We start from the raw sequence: 14,244 nt of genomic DNA on the forward strand, positions 1-14,244 counted from the left end.
ACAAACCTTCTTTTAAATATAATGGAGATCATTGGATTTTTTGGCGATGTCGCGGTACATCCAGACGAAAATCAAAATGGACATGACCCCGGCGAGCAGCCACGCGGCCGGATCGCACGCGCAGGACACGGCGTAGGAATGGAGGTGAATGCCGAGAGCGGCTGTGCCGCCCCGCGCAGCCAGCTCTGTGAGGCCGCAAATCAGCGGCAGCATTGCGTAGCCGCAGCCTTCCATGCTGCTGCGGAAGATGAAAATCATCGCCAGCGGAATGTAGCAGGGAATGGATATTCTCGCGTAGGTCAGCGCCCAGGGCATCATCCGGGATAAGTCGGCGCCAGAGGGGAAGAACAGGCGCATAAAAATGTGCAGCGGCAGGAGCATCAGCATCATGGCCGCTGCCGAGTAAATGACTTCAACGATGACGGAGATTTTGATGCCTTCGCGTATACGGCCGAGGTCCTTCGCGCCGGCGTTTTGACCGCAGAACGTTGCCATCGTCTGGCCCATGGCGATCATGCCCTGCATGAGGATATTTTGAATTTTTGAGGCCGCGGTAAAGGAAGCGACGGCGTCCGCGCCGAACAGATTGATCGCCGCCTGCATGATCATGATGCCCGAATCGGTAATGGCGTACTGCAGCGCCATGGGAAGGCCCATTTTAATTTCGAAGAGAATAGGTTTTCGCCGGGGGCGCCAATGGGTGCGCCTCGGGATCAACACCGGGACGCGCATCGCTGAATATATGGCGCAGAGCACAGCTGATATCCCCTGTGAAAGAATCGTCGCGGCGGCGGCGCCGTTGACGCCGGCGTGAAACTTGATGATAAACAGCAAGTCGAGCCCGACATTGAGACAGGCGGAAAACACGAGAAAGTAGAGCGGTGCCCGGCTGTTGCCGACGGCGCGCAGAAAAGCGGAGAACAGGTTGTAAAAAACCGTGCACAGCGTGCCAAGGCAGATGATTCGAATATAATCAAGGGCCATGGGAAAGACGGAAGCCGGCGTATTCATCAGCCGTAAAATCTGCGGCGCGAAAGCCCAAAATAAAAAGGTTAGAATCACAGACAAAGCAAAACCGAGCTCAATCCCTGCAGCGACGGAAACCTTTACGCCGTCGCGGTCGCCGGCGCCGTAGCGCTGGGAGGTCAGAACCGTGAAGCCGGCGGTAATGCCGATTGCGAAACCGCCGATCAAATACATCAGGCCGCCTGTTGAGCCGACAGCCGCCAGCGCATCTGCGCCGACGAACCGCCCGACAATGATCGTGTCGACCATGTTGTAGAGCATTTGAAAGACATCGCCGATCAAAAGGGGAATCGTGAATTTAATGATGAGCGGGAAAATATTCCCTTTGGTCATATCCTGTTCCATTGGGTCCTCCTTTGATTTGTAATTTTTGACAATGTTCATTATTATATCACAAGCAGAAAAAATGCCAATGCTAAAAGGTGTGGCCGGCCAGATTGACAGGCGTCTTCGAGGTTATTATAATAATTGTAAAAATTACAATAGATATTAAACAGAGATATAAAATTAATGGCGAAAAAATGCAACATACAAATAATAAAACTGACAAAACAATCATAACACACAAAACTCAAGGAACACACCTTTATGGTTTGGATGGGCTGCGGGCCCTTGCCATTTTTGGCGTCACTTTTTTTCACTTAATGCCCAATGTGTTTGCGGGCGGCTATTTGGGCGTCCTTTTATTTTTTATCATCACGGGTTTCCTTCTGGCCTATACGACGGCTGAGCGCGACCGCTGCGGCACGTACACGGTGAGACGTTTTTACGGGAAACGAGCGAAACGGCTGTATCCGGAGCTCATTTTTGTCGTTCTCTTTTCCGTTGGCTGCATTCGCTTTCTTGTCCCTTGGGCGGTTCAGGGCATTCGGATGGAGGTGGCGAGTGTTTTTCTGGGGGTAAACAACTGGTGGCAGATCGCGCAAAACGCTGATTACTTTACGAGGATTGCCAGTGCCTCGCCCTTTACCCATTTGTGGTTTCTCGGAATTGAAATTCAATACATTTTGATTTGGCCACTCCTTTTTACGGGTTACAAAAAAATAAAAAATCAGCGCAGCTTTTTCGCGGCGTGGTCTTTTGTGTTTGGCATGTCCCTTGTCAGTGCGGTGTGGATGCCGTTGTGCTACAACGTGACGCACAACGTAACACGCGTCTATTATGGCACCGACACCCGCGCTTTTGCATTACTCTTTGGCGCCTGCCTCGGGCTTTTTAAATACGAAAAGGATGCCGCGCGAAAGCGTCGGCCGAAACCTCACAAAGCAGGAAAGACGACATGGACGGTGTTTTTGGGCATCCTCGTCGTTGTGCTGGCCAGCTACGTTTTGGTCAAGGGGCAGCTCGCCTTTGTTTACGACGGCGGCATGGCGCTGTATACGCTGGTTTTTGGCGTTTTGCTTGTGCTCGTTGTGGACGAGCATCTGCTTTTTGGCAGGGGCCTCGACCGCAGCGCCGTCCTCAGCTGGATTGGGCGCCACAGTTACGGGCTGTTTCTCTGGCAATATCCAGTCATTTTTGTTTTCAACAACAAAACCTGGGGCCATCATGTATGGGGGAATATCGCAGCGCTGGTTTTAATTGTGCTGCTTTCAGCTTGGTCGGGATGGCTCGTTGACTTTGTACTGAAAAGGAAATGGCACAGTGGTTTCAAAACCCACAGCTTAAAAATAGCGGCGATTGTGGTGACTTGTGTTGCGGCAGCGGTCTGTGTACTGGGGGTTTGCACAACGGTAACTTCAAAGAACAGCCGTGCGGCGGCGCAGCAAGCGTTGAAATCCCGCCTTGAAAAAAATCAGAAGCAAAACACACAAAAAAAGGGAGAAGCGCCCACTTATCCCTGGATGGATCCGCCGAAAGCCAAGCAGAATTACCGCAGAACAGGCAATGCGGCGAAGGTTTCATTTCAGAATGTAACAATTATCGGGGATTCAGTGACGCTCGATGCGACGCCAGAATTAAAATCAACATTCGGTGAGGTGACCATCAATGCGAAACAATCCCGTCATATCGGCGACGAATTGAATTGGGTAAAGAAACGGCGCAAAGGCCATCACCTTGGCCGCACCGTCGTGATCGCGTTAGGGACCAACGGCGAGCTTTACGAAAAACGCGTCGAGGCACTTTTAAAAGTGCTGGGTCCCAACCGGTCTGTATTCTGGGTGAACGTATACGGCCCGAACTTAGAATGGACAGAAGCGAACAACCGCTACTTAAATCAGCTGGCCGCGAAGCACCCTAATGTCACAGTAATTGATTGGCAGAGCGAATTATCTGCGCATCCTGAATGGCTGTGGGAGGATGGCATTCACCCGAACCCAGATGGTTCAAAGGCATACGCCGAAACGATTTATCAGAAAATCCATCAAATTCAAAATAAGCAAGACCACATGAATAAATAAAATTATGAAAAGCAATGAGATGAAAATAAGTTGAAAATAATATAGAAATCTTTTCGACATTTTAGATGTTTTTCAGTAAATTTTCAAAAAAAGCTTGCAAAAAAAATAAATAGGCTTATAATAAGCACAGTTCAATTTTAAAGGGTTGAACGCACAAGGTAAGAATGATTTAACCGAAGGCCAACGAGGGCACGCAGGCGTAAGTCGGTGTGCCTTTTTTTGTAAAAAAATTTTGAAAGGAAGTGGTAATTTGGCAAATCTTTCGAAGGATCTGGGTGAGTCACTGGCCGTCAAAACGGCATTCAGCTTCAAACTCGGCGCTCACACAATCGGTGTGTCAGAATCCGTTGTGGTGACGTGGATCATCATGGCGATGCTCGTTTTTTTAGCGATTTATTTGACTCACGGCCTAAGGGCTCAAAATCCAGGAAAAAAACAGATCTTTCTCGAATCAGTCATGTCCGCCGGATACAATTTATTTCACGATATCCTTGGGGACAATGGTACAGCCTACATTCCATATTTGCTGACGGTGATGTTTTATCTCGGTTTTGCCAATCTGATTGGGATTATCGGTTTTACACCGCCAACAAAAGATATTAATGTCACAGCGGCGCTGGCGCTGATGTCCATTGTACTCATTGAGTATTCCAATGCGCATCACAACGGCGGCAAAAAATTTTTCAAGAGCTTTGCTGAGCCGCTTCCGCTGATGACACCGATTAATATTATGGAAGTCGGCATTCGGCCATTGTCGCTGTGTATGCGGCTGTTCGGAAACGTTCTCGGCTCATTCGTCGTGATGAAGTTATTGGAGATCATCTGTCCGTTACTTCTTCCGATTCCGTTCAGCATGTATTTCGATATTTTCGACGGATTGATTCAAATGATCGTGTTCGTCTTCCTGACGGCGCTGTTCATGCAGGAAGGTTTGACGGACGAATAATTCAAAAAATGAGTATGAATGCATATCATTCATGAATTGGTAGAAAAATATATTTATAAAGGAGAATTTTATTATGGCTACACTTATTGCAATTGGCGCAGGTATTGCGGTTTTAACAGGGATTGGCGCAGGGATTGGTATTGGGATTGCGACAGGCAAAGCAACAGAAGCGATCGCACGTCAGCCGGAAGCAGAAGGGAAAATCCAGAGAAACTTGCTTTTGGGTTGTGCATTGGCTGAAGCAACGGCTATCTACGGGTTCGTTATCGGGCTTTTGATCATCATCATGTTAAAATAATGGAAGTGCGGTGATACACTGTGCTGAAAATAGACATTAATTTGGTCTTCACCGTGATTAATGTCATTGTTCTGTATCTTTTACTTCGAAAATTTCTTTTTAAGCCGTTCAGCAAGATGCTGGCGAATCGTAAAAAAATGATACAGGATGATTTCGACACGGCCGCGGCAGCTAAAACCTCTGCCGAGGATATGAAGGCACAATACGAAAAGCAAATTCAACAGATTCAAATTGAACGCGATCAGATTTTAACTGAAGCGAAAAAACAAGCGGACCAGGTTTATAAGAAGCGCATGGCGGATGCGGAAGCAGACGCAAAGGCGTTGGCTGAAAAAACACGGCGCCAGCTTGAGGAAGAACGCAGACAAACGGAAAGAGAACTGCAGGATGCCGTTGCAGATCTGGCCATGAAGGCGACAAAGAAAGCGCTGGAAAGCGGTGCACCTTTATCGGAGGGGCGTTATGGAACGCTTCGTTAATCAGACGATTATCGATGATGCCCGTGTGATTCGAGATCAGCATTTCCCGGACGAGACCCTTAAGGAATGTCAGGCGATTCTCAATCAGAATCCGAAACTCATACAGGTTCTGTCGGATCCGACAAAACGCACGAAAGCGAAGACCAACGTGATCGAACAGATCTTTCCAAAAGAAATCGTGCCGACATTTTCTGTACTCTGCCGTCACGGACGATTCAAGGATATTCAAAAGATTCTTGAAACCTGTGACAATCTGGCTGAAATTGAAGCTGGTACTGGGCACGGAACTTTGTGGTATGCTGGCGAAAAGCCGGCAGAAAAACCGCTGGAACAGCTGGTGTTCGATAAATTCGGCGTTCGAAATATTAAATGGAAAGTGGTCCAGGACTCATCGTTGATCGGCGGATTCCGCATCCGGATCCGCGATTTCGTGTACGATCATTCGGTAGCGGGCAGCTTTAAGGAATTGAATGCATTGATAAAAACACATAAACGGAGGTGAGAACATGAACTCAGAACATATCGTCCGCGTTTTAGAGGACGAAATTAGAAACTTTAAAAAAGATGACAGCGTTCAGGAAGTCGGGACAGTTCTCACCGTTGGCGACGGCATTGTCTCTGTATACGGCATGCGCCGCGCCTTTTACGGCGAAATTGTTACCTTCGAATCCGGCGATCGTGGCATGGTCCAGGATATCGGGGAAGATTTGACCCGCTGTATTTTATTCGGCCGGGATGCCGATATCTCCGAAGGCATGGAAGTGCACCGGACGGGTCAGGAAATGTCGGTGCCGGTTGGCGATGACTTCTTAGGTCGTGTTGTCAACGCTTTGGGTGACCCCATTGACGGCAAAGGGCCGATCGAATCGAGTGAACGGCGCCCGATTGAATCGCCGGCGCCGGGAATTCTTGATCGTCAGGCTGTTGATACACCAATGGAAACGGGGATTCTGTCCATTGATACGATGTTCCCGATTGGTCGTGGCCAGCGAGAGCTGATAATCGGCGACCGCCAGACCGGGAAAACGTCAATTGCCGTTGACACAATGCTTAATCAAAAGGGCAAGGATACTATCTGCATCTACGTGGCCATCGGCCAAAAAGCTTCGTCCGTTGCGCAGCTGGCCAGGACCCTTGAAGATTACGGGGCGATGGATTACTCGATCATCGTCAACGCTTCAGCAGCCAACACTGCGTCAGAACAGTACATTGCCCCATATTCAGGAACGGCAATTGCAGAATACTTCATGCATAAGGGTAAGGACGTGTTGATTGTTTACGACGATTTATCCAAGCACGCCGTGGCTTACCGTGCACTTTCTCTGCTGCTCGGGCGCTCCCCGGGGCGTGAAGCTTATCCAGGGGACGTTTTTTACTTGCATTCGCGGCTGCTCGAACGTTCGAGCCATTTGAACGATGCTCTCGGCGGCGGCTCCATCACAGCACTGCCAATTGTCGAAACCCAGGCCGGAGACGTTTCTGCTTACATTCCAACGAATATCATTTCTATTACGGACGGGCAGATTTTCCTTGAATCGTCACTGTTTCACTCGGGTATGCGCCCAGCTGTCAACGTTGGGCTGTCAGTATCCCGTGTCGGCGGGGACGCACAGACCAAGGCGACAAAAAAAGCGACCGGGACGATTCGTATTGACTTGTCCCAGTACCGTGAACTTGAAACCTTCACGCAGTTCTCGTCAGATTTGGACGATGAAACCCAGGCACAGCTGGCGTATGGCGAACGGCTGATGGAAATGCTCAAGCAGCCGGTGCACCAGCCCATGTCCATGGCAGATCAGGTCATTTCATTGGTCAGCGCGGAAAGCGGCACATTCAATAAGATTCCGGTCGCCGATCTGAAAAGCGTCCAGCGTGCGCTGCTCGACGACTTTAAGGTCAAGCACCCGGAAGTCATCGACCAACTCAATGAAACCAAAGATTTGGACGACGCCTTGAAGCAGCAGATTGTCGATGCTTCTAAACAAATCATCGCGGGATTGGATCAGAGAGCAGCGAGGTAGGAATCATGGCTTCACTCAATGAATTGAAAACCCGGATCGCCTCGGTCCAGGACACGATGAAGATCACCAACGCCATGTACATGATCTCCAACAACAAAATGCGCAAGGCGAGAAAAGCCTGGCAGGATACGCTGCCGTATTTCGACACACTGGAATCCGTCCTGGCCTTGGCTTTGCGTCATTTACCAGATGACGATGCGGAACATCCGTTTTTCGACAGCCGTCCGGAAATTCCGGTCGAAGAGCGAAAGACAGGGTACATTGTCATCACAGGGGATAAAGGGCTGGCCGGCGCCTACCATCAAAATATTTTCAAAGTTTTGGAACAATCGCTGAAGGAAACGGCGAATAACCAGATCTTTGTCGTCGGGCAGGTTGGCGTGCATTATCTGCGCCAGCGGCGGATCCCTTACGATGTCAACTTCATGTACACCGCGCAGGATCCGACTTTGGGCCGTGCCCGAGATATGGCTTATCGCGTTTTTCAGGCTTTCCATCATCACATGCTTGACGATGTATATATCATTTACACAAAAATGATTAATTCCGTCACCATGGAGACGACGAAGACCAAAGTTCTGCCGTTGGAACCAAAAGATGTCCTTGAAACGGCTGATCCGATTCATACGGAATTTGAACTGTATCCGACGCCGAGATCGGTCGTTAACACGGTTATCCCGGATTATACAGTTGGTGAAATCTACAGTGCGTTGGTTGAGGCCTATTGTTCCGAACAAAATTCCAGAGTAATGGCCATGGAAAACGCGACGGATTCGGCGAAAGATATCTTGTCGAATCTCAAACTTGAGTACAATCGTGTCCGTCAAGCCAGCATCACTCAGGAAATAACGGAAATCGCCGCAGGCGCAAGGGCACAGCAGAAAGGAAAGAGCTAAAGAATAGATGAAAGGGAAAATTACGCAGGTTATGGGTGCCGTCATCGACGTGGCCTTTGAAGGTGGAAAACTGCCGAAGGTCAAGAACGCGCTGAAGGCCTCCCATGGCGGTAAGCAATATACAATGGAAGTTTCCCAGCATATTGGCGACGACACGGTACGATGCATTTTGCTCAACGCCGCAGAAGGTTTGTGCAGAGGCATCGAAGTGGAAGACACCGGCGCCAGTATTGCCGTTCCCGTCGGGGAACAGGTTCTGGGCAGACTCTTCAACGTCACAGGGGACGCGCTGGATGATGGTGAAGACATCAGCGACGCACCACATTGGGAAATTCACAGAGAACCACCGGCATTCGAAGACCAGAGCCCGGCTGTCGAAATGTTTGAAACGGGCATTAAAGTCGTCGACTTGCTCGCTCCGTACGCCAAGGGCGGGAAAATCGGCCTGTTTGGCGGTGCCGGTGTCGGCAAAACCGTATTGATTCAGGAATTGATCCACAACATTGCGACTGAACACGGCGGATACTCTATTTTCACAGGGGTCGGCGAACGCTCCCGTGAAGGGAATGAACTTTACACAGAAATGAAAGCTTCCGGCGTTCTGGACAAGACTGCCCTGGTTTTTGGTCAGATGAACGAACCGCCAGGATCCCGTATGCTGGTTCCGGAAACGGGGCTGACCATGGCTGAATATTTCAGAGATCAGATGAATCAGAACGTGCTGCTTTTCATCGATAATATCTATCGATTCACGCAGGCCGGTTCAGAAGTTTCAGCGCTGCTCGGCCGAATGCCGTCAGCCGTTGGCTATCAGCCGACGCTGGCCAACGAAATGGGCGCGCTGCAGGAACGGATCGCCTCGACAAAGAAGGGCTCCATCACATCCGTTCAGGCCGTTTACGTGCCGGCCGATGACATCACGGACCCGGCGCCGGCGACAACGTTTACCCACCTCGACGCGACGACGGTGTTGTCTCGTAAAATCGTTGAACAGGGGATTTATCCGGCTGTCGATCCGCTGGAATCCTCCTCTCGAATTCTCGAACCTGACGTCGTCGGAGAAGAACACTACAATGTAGCCAGAAGGGTTCAGTCGGTGCTGCAGAAGTACAAGGAACTCCAGGACATCATCGCCATCCTCGGGATGGAAGAATTGTCTGATGAAGACAAAGTGACAGTCATGCGTGCCCGTAAGATTCAGCGTTTCCTGTCCCAGCCGTTCCACGTCGCCGAAAAATTCACAGGCGTTGCCGGTGCGTACGTTCCGGTTAAGGAAACGGTCAAGGGCTTTAAAATGATCCTTGACGGCGAGCTGGACGATCTGTCTGAAGCCGCTTTCTTCAACGTCGGGACGATCGAAGACGCCATTGAAAAAGACAAGCAGATCAAAGCAGAAGCGAAGTAAGCGGGTGATCCTATGGCGTTATTTGATTTGAAAATTGTAGCCAGCAACCGTTTGTTTTACGAAGGCAAGTGCCAGTCCCTCACGATTCCGTGTACCGACGGCGAAAAACAGGTGTTGGCCCATCACTCGGCAATGCTCATGGCGATGACCAACGGCACGCTGCGTTTTACCGACGAAGCCGGCAGTGAAACGATTGCCGTTTCCGGAACGGGGTTTGCCGAAGTCGCCGACAATCAGGTGACCGTGATCGTCGATACGGTCGAACGGCCGGAAGAAATCGATGCAAACCGCGCCAAGGCAGCAGCAGAACGCGCACAAGAACGTCTGCGTCAGCGCAAGAGCCTGCAGGAATATTACAAAGGTCAGGCGGCCTTATCCCGTGCGATGGCGCGTCTGAAGGTCAAGCGGTAAACGCAGATACAAAAAAATTGAGTCTCCGAATTCAGAATTTTTTCTGGTTCGGAGGCTTTTTTGTTTACGCGCAGCTGTGAGAAGCGCATAAATATGATGTTATCCGTTTATTTTTTCGTGATGATTCGTTATAATAAAACCATGAAACTGACAATGATCCGGCATGCCCAGACCCGCGGCAATGCCGAAAAACGCTATTTAGGCACAACAGAATCCGAACTGACTGAAGTGGGCGCGGCACAGCAGGCCAAGGCCTTGGCGCACTTCGAAGGCACACCGATTGACGCCGTGTATGCCAGCCCCACAGGGCGGACGATGGCCATGGCTGAAGAACTGGCACAGGCCAAGCAATTGCCAGTCCACCAGGACGACAGGCTCAGGGAGATGGATTTCGGCATTTTTGACGGCTTGACTGCGGCGGAAGCCGAAAAAAAAGATCGCGGGGTTTGGAAAGCCTGGCTTGCCGATTTTGATCGTTACCGTCTGCCGGAGGGCGAAAGCTTTCAGGATCTTAAGACCCGATTCGCCGCATTCTGGCAGGCGATTAACAGACAATACGGCGACAGCGCCCACGTTGTCCTGGTCACCCACGGCGGTGTTTGCCGTGCGGCGCTTGCGGTGCTCTGCAGCCTGCCTGACGCGGTGAGCTGGCATGTCGAAACTCAGCCTGCGTCCATTATGCAAATTCATATGATCGGCGATTACGGCGTACTCTGCGGGCTCATTCCGCCCGATCAATTACAAGTGTTTTAGGAGAGTTATTTGGAAAAAGTTAAACGTGAAATTTTAATCGATTCGGCAGACGTACTGACACCGCTTTTCGGGAAATACGACAGCAACGTCAAGCAGATTGAAAAGAGTTTCGGCGTTCATATCAACGTTCGGGATTCAAAATTAACGGTGACCGGCGAAGCGCCCGGCGTTGAAGGCGCATTGGCCGTCATCGGCGACATGGTCGGTGTGATCAAGAAAGACAAAGACATCAGCGCGGACACCACCCATTATCTGATCGAAATGCGCATGAAGGGCATCAATAGCCAATATGCAGAAATGATGGATGATATCATCTGTTTCACCACCCGAGGCAAGCCGATAAAAGCGAAAACCCTCGGCCAGCACCGATACATCGACGCCATTCGCCACAAAGACATCGTCTTCGGCATCGGCCCGGCCGGCACCGGCAAGACCTATCTCGCGATGGCGATGGCCATCACTGCCTTTAAAAACGGAGACGTGAGCCGTTTGATTTTGACGCGCCCGGCCGTTGAGGCCGGTGAAAAACTGGGCTTTCTGCCTGGCGATCTGCAGGATAAAGTCGACCCGTACCTGCGTCCGCTTTACGACGCCCTTTTTGAAATCATGGGGCCGGAGGCTTTCGAGCGCAATATGGAAAAGGGGCTCATCGAAGTGGCGCCGTTGGCTTATATGCGCGGCCGTACCTTGGAAAATGCGTACATCATTTTGGATGAAGCCCAGAATACCACGCCGGCTCAGATGAAAATGTTTTTGACCCGTTTTGGCGCAGGCTCAAAAGTCATTGTGACTGGGGACGTCACCCAAATCGACCTGCCGTCCGGGAAGCATTCGGGCTTAATTGAGGCGCAGCGCGTCTTGAAGGGTATCAAAGGTATCGACTTCATCGAATTTGATTATTCCGATGTGGTGCGCCACCGTCTGGTGCAGCGCATCATCGAGGCCTACGAAAAATACGATCAGATCCATGGCGCCCATCAGGAAGCGGATACAGATGAAACGGAGCGCGAATCGCCCCGCCGGAGAAACAAACATGATCACCATTGATTTTGAAAACCAAACCGCATACAAGGCTGAGGAAAAGTGGCTGCCGGAAATTGAAGCCTACATCAAAAAGACCCTTGTCACAGAGGGGATTGATCTTACCCTCAATACCTATGAAATTTCGCTGACTTGGGTGGAGCCGGACACGATTCACCGCTTAAATGCCGAGTATCGCGGCATCGACCGGGAAACTGACGTGCTCTCCTTTCCGATGTATAATTTTCCGGAAGATCAGGACGTGCTGTCGACGCCGGCGGACGTGCCGGTGCTCCTCGGCGATATCGTACTCAATCCTGCCCGAGCAAAGGCGCAGGGAGAAGAATACGGCACCGGGATGGAGCGGGAAATGTGCTATTTATCGGTCCATTCGACCCTGCATCTGCTGGGCTACGATCACATGGCGCCGGAAGACAAAAAGAAAATGCGCGCTCGGGAAAAAGCCGTCATCGGCGACGTGGGCACACCGCTGGCATCACAGAACATTCAAGAAGGAGAAAACCAGTGAAACGGCTGCGGAAAAGTTTTCATTACGCCTTTGAAGGCCTTGGCTACGTTATTAAAACCCAGCCGAATATGCGCATTCACTCGGTGATGGCGCTGATCGCCATCGCGCTGGGGTTCATCTTTCACGTCAGCCACGCCGAATGGCTCGCGCTGGTTTTGGTCATCGGATTCGTGATGATCCTCGAAGTTATCAATACGGCCGTTGAAACGCTGGTCGATCTTTACACCGAGGAGTTTAACCATCTGGCCAAGATTGCAAAAGACACGGCCGCCGCAGCTGTTTTGTGTATGGCGATCGTCTCGGTCATCGTCGGCATTATCATTTTTGCACCGAAGGTGCTGGCGCTATTTTAATGAATACAAAAGTGAGGTCAATGTGAATCAATTTAAATCGGGATTTGTGGCGCTGATCGGCCGCCCTAACGTGGGCAAGTCGACACTGCTCAACGCGCTGATCGGAGAAAAGCTGGTGATCACCTCGCCGCGGCCCCAGACCACGCGCAACGCCATCCGCTGCATCCGGACGGACGACACCAGCCAAATGGTCTTTGTGGATACACCGGGGATTCATCAACCCCAGAACAAACTCGACGAGGCGATGAAACAGGCAATCAAGGACACCCTTGAGGATGTGGACGTGGTTCTTTACTTGATGGACGGCGCCGCAAAGAAAAGCTATCCGGAGGATCAATACATCCAGCGCATCGTACGGAAGATGAAAACACCGGTGATCCTCGTGATCAATAAAATTGACCAATTTTCGAAGCCAATGCTGCTCGAAAAGATCGACCGGGCCAAATCCCAGGGCATATACCGGGAAATCATTCCGATCTCCGCGGTTAAACGCGACGGGGTCGCGTCGCTGATCGAGCGGATCAAGGTGCTCTTGCCTGAAGGGCCGATGTACTTCCCCGATGATATGGTCATCGATCAGAGCGAGCGCTTCATCGTCTCCGAAATCATCCGGGAGAAGGCGCTCAAGCATCTGAGAGATGAGGTGCCCCACGGCATCGCAGTCGAGGTGACGAAAATGCATCCGCGCAAGGGCAAACACGGCAAGACCGTCGTGGATATCGAGGCGGACATTCAATGCGAAAAGAAGAGCCACAAGGGCATCGTCATCGGCAAGGGGGGCAGTATGCTCAAGGCTATTGGCAGCGACGCGCGCCAGGACATTGAAGCGTTTTTGTCGCAGAAGATCAACCTGCAGCTGTGGGTCAAGGTGCGCCAAAAGTGGCGCGAGGACGACATGGCCCTTAAAGATCTGGGATACCGATATTAAATGGCTTCGGTTAAAACGAAAGCCCTCGTCATTCGGGAATCGCCTTACCAGGATAACGATAAGCTATTGACGCTGTTTACTGAGAAATACGGCAAGCAGCGGGCAATCGCCCGCGGCGCAAGGCGGCGCAAGGGCACGCTGCGGAGCGTCACGCAGCTTTTTACCTACGGTGACTTTATGTATTTTGAAGGTAAGAATTTTGCGAACATTTCCGACGCGACGCTGATTGAATCCTTTTACCCCCTGCGGGGCGATATCGTCAAGGTGACGCTGGCGTCCTACGTCGCTGAGCTTTTGGACGCGTTCTACGATTTTTATCAGGGCGATCCGGAAATGCTGAAGGCCGTGACGCACATTTTTTATTACTGGTCGGAACATCAGGCCGAAAATGACGAGGCCCTGGCCGTCTGCTTTCAGCTGAAGCTCACGCGCATTCAAGGCCTCGGGCCAGAGCTTACGCATTGTGTACGCTGCGGCAAAAGGGAGGCGCTTTCAGGTTTTTCCATTCAAGACGGCGGGGCCGTCTGCAAGGACTGCTTAAAACCAGGAGATGTACCGATTGAAGGCGCCTTGATCACAGAAATGCATCGGTGGATGTGCGAGCCGATCAAAACGGTGTGCCACACGAAATGGGATGACAGACGGGTGCGTCAGGGGCTCGATCTGATGGACCGCTACATTACGGCACAGCTTGGTCGGCGGACCAAGAGCTATCAATTTTACAAAGAATTATCGGCCCAAAGCAGCAGGCAATGAAATCCAAATAAAGGAGGACAA

General features: G+C 51.0%; 16 protein-coding genes. 15 read left to right on the forward strand and 1 reads right to left on the reverse strand.

Annotated features, from left to right (window positions below; translation table 11 throughout):
• Positions 1-12: 12 nt before the first annotated feature.
• A complete protein-coding gene (locus tag FYJ52_RS00660; protein ID WP_154575336.1) occupies positions 13-1,371 on the reverse strand; it encodes an MATE family efflux transporter in 1,359 nt (452 codons plus the stop codon).
• Between the two features lie 248 nt (positions 1,372-1,619).
• Between FYJ52_RS00660 and FYJ52_RS00665 the strand changes: the two genes are divergently transcribed.
• The 15 genes from FYJ52_RS00665 to recO all read left to right on the forward strand — a co-directional run bounded on the left by FYJ52_RS00665 (position 1,620) and on the right by recO (position 14,223).
• On the forward strand, positions 1,620-3,428 hold the full coding sequence (locus tag FYJ52_RS00665; protein ID WP_205960714.1) for an acyltransferase family protein: 1,809 nt from the start codon (positions 1,620-1,622) through the stop codon (positions 3,426-3,428).
• A 250-nt stretch (positions 3,429-3,678) separates the two neighbouring features.
• The gene (locus FYJ52_RS00670; RefSeq protein WP_154575338.1) at positions 3,679-4,374 is read left to right on the forward strand and encodes a F0F1 ATP synthase subunit A; all 696 of its coding nucleotides are present in this window, start codon (positions 3,679-3,681) and stop codon (positions 4,372-4,374) included.
• Between the two features lie 73 nt (positions 4,375-4,447).
• Positions 4,448-4,672: an ATP synthase F0 subunit C gene (gene atpE, locus FYJ52_RS00675; RefSeq protein WP_154575339.1), complete on the forward strand. Its 225-nt coding sequence runs from the start codon at positions 4,448-4,450 to the stop codon at positions 4,670-4,672.
• A gap of 53 nt (positions 4,673-4,725) precedes the next feature.
• Complete coding sequence (locus FYJ52_RS00680; protein ID WP_328598743.1) at positions 4,726-5,151, forward strand: ATP synthase F0 subunit B; 426 nt, start codon at positions 4,726-4,728, stop codon at positions 5,149-5,151.
• Positions 5,135-5,653, forward strand: coding sequence for a F0F1 ATP synthase subunit delta (locus tag FYJ52_RS00685; RefSeq protein WP_154575341.1), 519 nt, complete (start codon positions 5,135-5,137; stop codon positions 5,651-5,653). The genes FYJ52_RS00680 and FYJ52_RS00685 overlap by 17 nt, the downstream gene beginning before the upstream one ends.
• Positions 5,654-5,657: 4 nt before the next feature.
• A complete protein-coding gene (atpA, locus tag FYJ52_RS00690) occupies positions 5,658-7,172 on the forward strand; it encodes a F0F1 ATP synthase subunit alpha (RefSeq protein ID WP_154575342.1) in 1,515 nt (504 codons plus the stop codon).
• A gap of 5 nt (positions 7,173-7,177) precedes the next feature.
• A complete protein-coding gene (gene atpG / locus FYJ52_RS00695) occupies positions 7,178-8,068 on the forward strand; it encodes an ATP synthase F1 subunit gamma (protein WP_154575343.1) in 891 nt (296 codons plus the stop codon).
• Between the two features lie 7 nt (positions 8,069-8,075).
• Complete coding sequence (atpD, locus tag FYJ52_RS00700; RefSeq protein WP_154575344.1) at positions 8,076-9,473, forward strand: F0F1 ATP synthase subunit beta; 1,398 nt, start codon at positions 8,076-8,078, stop codon at positions 9,471-9,473.
• A 12-nt stretch (positions 9,474-9,485) separates the two neighbouring features.
• Positions 9,486-9,884: an ATP synthase F1 subunit epsilon gene (atpC, locus tag FYJ52_RS00705; protein WP_154575345.1), complete on the forward strand. Its 399-nt coding sequence runs from the start codon at positions 9,486-9,488 to the stop codon at positions 9,882-9,884.
• Positions 9,885-9,977: 93 nt separating this feature from the next.
• Complete coding sequence (locus tag FYJ52_RS00710; protein ID WP_154575346.1) at positions 9,978-10,637, forward strand: histidine phosphatase family protein; 660 nt, start codon at positions 9,978-9,980, stop codon at positions 10,635-10,637.
• Positions 10,638-10,646: 9 nt separating this feature from the next.
• Positions 10,647-11,684 (forward strand): PhoH family protein, encoded by a 1,038-nt coding sequence (locus tag FYJ52_RS00715; RefSeq protein WP_154575347.1) that lies wholly within the window; start codon positions 10,647-10,649, stop codon positions 11,682-11,684.
• Positions 11,671-12,186, forward strand: a complete 516-nt coding sequence (ybeY, locus tag FYJ52_RS00720) for an rRNA maturation RNase YbeY (RefSeq protein WP_154575348.1) — start codon at positions 11,671-11,673, stop codon at positions 12,184-12,186. Before FYJ52_RS00715 ends, ybeY begins: the two co-directional genes overlap by 14 nt.
• Complete coding sequence (locus FYJ52_RS00725; RefSeq protein WP_328598731.1) at positions 12,183-12,539, forward strand: diacylglycerol kinase family protein; 357 nt, start codon at positions 12,183-12,185, stop codon at positions 12,537-12,539. Before ybeY ends, FYJ52_RS00725 begins: the two co-directional genes overlap by 4 nt.
• Before the next feature lie 22 nt (positions 12,540-12,561).
• Positions 12,562-13,467 (forward strand): GTPase Era, encoded by a 906-nt coding sequence (gene era, locus FYJ52_RS00730; RefSeq protein WP_328598732.1) that lies wholly within the window; start codon positions 12,562-12,564, stop codon positions 13,465-13,467.
• On the forward strand, positions 13,468-14,223 hold the full coding sequence (recO, locus tag FYJ52_RS00735; protein ID WP_154575350.1) for a DNA repair protein RecO: 756 nt from the start codon (positions 13,468-13,470) through the stop codon (positions 14,221-14,223).
• Positions 14,224-14,244: the final 21 nt, after the last annotated feature.

Source organism: Pseudoramibacter porci, from assembly GCF_009696145.1.
Taxonomy (GTDB): domain Bacteria; phylum Bacillota; class Clostridia; order Eubacteriales; family Eubacteriaceae; genus Pseudoramibacter; species Pseudoramibacter porci.

Bases quoted from the DNA above. Each gene is read 5' to 3' on its own strand.
- FYJ52_RS00660 (WP_154575336.1), bottom strand. From the start codon at position 1,371: ATGGAACAGGATATGACCAAAGGGAATATTTTCCCGCTCATCATTAAA.
- atpE (WP_154575339.1), top strand. From the start codon at position 4,448: ATGGCTACACTTATTGCAATTGGCGCAGGTATTGCGGTTTTAACAGGG.
- FYJ52_RS00685 (WP_154575341.1), top strand. From the start codon at position 5,135: ATGGAACGCTTCGTTAATCAGACGATTATCGATGATGCCCGTGTGATT.
- atpA (WP_154575342.1), top strand. From the start codon at position 5,658: ATGAACTCAGAACATATCGTCCGCGTTTTAGAGGACGAAATTAGAAAC.
- atpG (WP_154575343.1), top strand. From the start codon at position 7,178: ATGGCTTCACTCAATGAATTGAAAACCCGGATCGCCTCGGTCCAGGAC.
- atpD (WP_154575344.1), top strand. From the start codon at position 8,076: ATGAAAGGGAAAATTACGCAGGTTATGGGTGCCGTCATCGACGTGGCC.
- atpC (WP_154575345.1), top strand. From the start codon at position 9,486: ATGGCGTTATTTGATTTGAAAATTGTAGCCAGCAACCGTTTGTTTTAC.
- FYJ52_RS00710 (WP_154575346.1), top strand. From the start codon at position 9,978: ATGATGTTATCCGTTTATTTTTTCGTGATGATTCGTTATAATAAAACC.
- ybeY (WP_154575348.1), top strand. From the start codon at position 11,671: ATGATCACCATTGATTTTGAAAACCAAACCGCATACAAGGCTGAGGAA.
- recO (WP_154575350.1), top strand. From the start codon at position 13,468: ATGGCTTCGGTTAAAACGAAAGCCCTCGTCATTCGGGAATCGCCTTAC.